The 3,610-nt window shown below is 53.1% G+C and carries 3 protein-coding genes; all 3 read left to right on the top strand.

Annotated features, from left to right (window positions below; translation table 11 throughout):
* The coding region (ilvB, locus tag COY37_RS06705) for a biosynthetic-type acetolactate synthase large subunit (RefSeq protein WP_286976918.1) at positions 1-1,756 on the top strand (1,756 nt) is incomplete at its 5' end.
* Positions 1,722-2,210, top strand: coding sequence for an acetolactate synthase small subunit (gene ilvN / locus COY37_RS06700; RefSeq protein WP_286678707.1), 489 nt, complete (start codon positions 1,722-1,724; stop codon positions 2,208-2,210). The genes ilvB and ilvN, both read left to right, overlap by 35 nt.
* Positions 2,211-2,583: 373 nt before the next feature.
* Positions 2,584-3,588, top strand: coding sequence for a ketol-acid reductoisomerase (gene ilvC / locus COY37_RS06695; protein WP_286678706.1), 1,005 nt, complete (start codon positions 2,584-2,586; stop codon positions 3,586-3,588).
* Positions 3,589-3,610 lie beyond the last annotated feature (22 nt).

Below are 3,610 nucleotides of genomic sequence, written 5' to 3'. Positions count from 1 at the left end.
AGCAGAAGCATTAATTAAAAGTTTGGAGATGGAGGGCGTAGACGTACTCTTCGGCTATCCCGGCGGGGTGGTCTTGCCCATTTACGATGCGCTTTTTGATTGCAAGACGATTCGTCACGTTCTGGTGAGACACGAGCAGTGCGCCGGGCACGCGGCGGATGCCTATGCAAGGGCGACGGGAAAGGTGGGTGTCTGCCTCGTAACATCCGGGCCGGGTGCGACCAACCTGGTTACGGGATTGGCGAATGCCTGGATGGATTCAACCCCGATGGTAGCGATCACGGGACAGGTGGCGACCAATGTACTTGGAACCGATGCGTTTCAGGAAGCGGATATTACCGGCATCACATTGCCGATAACAAAGCATAGTTATCTGGTGAAAGACGTTAGTCAATTGCCGACGATTATCCGCGAGGCGTTCCAGCTTGCTAAATCAGGCAGGCCGGGACCGGTTCTTATCGATATGCCGGTAGATATGTCAAAAGCTGAAATTGATTTCAAATATCCAGAAGATTTGACAATCCCCGGTTATAAACCAACCTATAAGGGCCATGCCAAGCAGATTAAAGAGGCGGCGAAACTTCTTGCCGGGGCGCATAAGCCGATCATTTACGCCGGCGGCGGTATCACGCACTCCGAAGCGTGGGATGAGTTGCGCAAGCTCGCCGAGACGGTTCAAATCCCGGTGACGACTACGCTGATGGGCAAGGGTGTTTTTCCGGACGACCATGATTTATCCTTGAGGATGCTCGGTATGCACGGTACGCGCTACGCTAACTATGCGATCATGGACAGTGACGTTATCCTTGCGATCGGTGTACGGTTCGATGACCGCGTAACCGGCAAGGTCTCAACCTTTGCGCCGCACGCCACCATCATCCATGTGGATATCGACCCGGCGGAGATAAGCAAGAACGTTCGCGTCGACGTTCCGATAGTCGGCGACGCGAAAACCGTTTTAAAAGACCTGGTGACCGCTGTTCAAAAGATCGAGCAGCCGCATGGGGATAAAACGAAGTGGCACGAGCTGATCGCCAGGTGGAAAGAGGCCTACCCGCTTCACTACCACCAGAACGGGGTTATTCGTCCCGAGTACGTTGTGGATACGATCAACAAGGTCACGAAAGGCCGCGAGACGATCATCACCACGGGTGTCGGCCAGAACCAGATGTGGGCCGCGCAGTTCTATAGCGCAAACACGCCGCGCGGCTTTATCACAAGCGGTGGATTGGGGACGATGGGCTTTGGTCTGCCCGCAGCGGTCGGCGCTCAGGTCGGCAAACCGGATTCGGTTGTTATAGATATCGACGGCGACGGCAGCATCCAGATGGTTTCCCAGGAACTTGCAACGGTTGCCGCCAATAAGTTGCCCATAATCATTGCGATTCTTAATAATCGCTTCCTGGGGATGGTTCGCCAGTGGCAGGAGCTGTTCTATGACCACAGGTATTCATCGGTCGATCTTGATGTCGGTACGCCGGACTTTGTAAAGTTGGCCGAGGCGTACGGTATTAAGGGTGTCCGTGTCGAGAAGATAGAGGACGTCGAGCCGACGCTTAAAGAAGCGATCGAGGCCCGCAAGCCGATTCTGATCGACTTTATGGTCGCTCGTGAAGAGAACGTATACCCGATGGTTGCACCCGGTGCATCCATCGATGAAATGTTGGGTGGAATTCCTGGCGCATCTTTAAGCCAGATGATAGATGAGGAGGTCGAGAAGCGTGAAACACATCCTGTCAGTACTCGTTCAAAATAAACCGGGTGTCCTGGCCCGAGTTTCCGGCCTCTTTAGCCGACGGGGCTTTAATATCGATAGCCTCGCGGTCGGGCCGACCGAGAACCCGGAGGTTTCCCGCATGACGATCGTGGTCGATGCGGATGATGTTAAACTCGAACAGATAACGAAGCAGCTCTACAAGCTGGTGAATATTCTCAAGATAAGCGATCTTGACCCGAGGGACTCGGTCGAGCGCGAACTTGTGCTCATCAAGGTCAACGCACCACCGAATATACGCGGTGAGGTGCTGGAAACGGCTAATATTTTCAGGGCCAATATCGTCGACGTGAGCAAATCGACGCTGACCATCGAGATTACCGGAACGGCTACCAAAATCCAGGCCCTCGAGGATCTCCTCAGGCCATACGGCATAAAAGAGCTGGTCAGAACCGGTAAAATAGCGCTGGCGCGAGGGAAGCTAGCCGAAGCATAGAGGATCAGATCCCAGGGACTTATTGTTCTGAGTATATTTATTGTCATTCTGAACAAAGTGAAGAATCTAGATCGCAATCACGGACTTATGCCACTGAGTACGTCTAAGCTTTAATCTACTTAGCTGAGAAGTCTTTATTCTAGCTCTATCTAAGCTTAGACCCTTCACCCTAAAAAGAAGGTTTCTGCACCCAAGATTCTTCAGTCGCTTTGCTCCTTCAGAATGACAGAAAGCGTACTTTTGCTCTAGGTCAACACCCTGGCCCTTGGTCCCCGGACCCTGCCTCAGCGAGCGAAGTGAGCTTGCTGTCCCATCAAGCAGGGATTTGTGTTATAATTTAAAGGTTAATCTATACAAGTATACGGAGGATGATATGGCAAAAGTTTATTATGATCAGGATGCTGATCTTGGAATACTCAAAGGGAAGAAGGTTGCCGTTATCGGGTTTGGAAGCCAGGGCCATGCGCATGCGCTTAACCTGCATGAGAGCGGCGTCGATGTTATCGTTGGCCTGCGTGAAGGCAGTAAGTCCTGGGAGAAGGCCGTAAGCCGCGGTCTCACCGTGATGCCCGTAGATAAAGCGGCCGAGGCGGCCGATCTGATCATGATCCTGGCTCCCGACGAGACCCAGGGCAAACTCTATAAGAAACAGATTAAACCGCATCTTGCGCCCGGTAAGACGTTGGCTTTTGCCCACGGGTTTAATATCCACTTTCATCAAATCGAGCCGCCGACGGATGTCGACGTAATTATGATCGCCCCAAAGGGTCCGGGTCATGTCGTCCGTCGTACTTACGAGGAAGGCCAGGGCGTTCCTGCACTTATCGCCATCTACCAGGATGCGAGCGGGAAAGCAAAAGATATCGCCCTCGCGTATGCGAGAGGTATCGGCGGCACCCGCGCGGGCGTTCTTGAGACTACCTTCAAAGAAGAGACCGAGACCGATCTCTTCGGCGAGCAGGCCGTTCTCTGCGGCGGTACCAGCGAACTCATCCGCGCCGGGTTTGATACCCTGGTCGAGGCCGGGTATCAGCCGGAGATTGCATACTTCGAGTGTCTGCACGAACTCAAACTCATCGTCGATCTTATTAACGAGCAGGGCATCTCGGGCATGCGCTACTCGATCAGCAACACCGCCGAGTACGGCGATATCACAGTCGGCAAGCGCATTATCACCGATGAAACACGCGCCGAGATGAAGCGCGTACTTGATGATATCCAGTCGGGCCGTTTTGCCCGTGAGTGGATGCTTGAGAACAAGGCCAACCAGCCGGTTCTAAAAGCGATGAGAGAGAAAGAATCCGGCCATTTAATCGAGAGGGTGGGCAAAGAACTCCGCTCGATGATGTCCTGGATCAAGCAAAAAGAACTATTGTAAAAGCAGAAGCCAGGAGTCAGGA

This window comes from Candidatus Aquicultor secundus, assembly GCF_002791875.1.
Taxonomy (GTDB): Bacteria; Actinomycetota; Aquicultoria; order Aquicultorales; family Aquicultoraceae; genus Aquicultor_A; species Aquicultor_A secundus.
The sequence above is the reverse complement of the archived record's forward strand: the minus strand, read 5'-3'. Positions and strand labels throughout refer to the sequence as shown.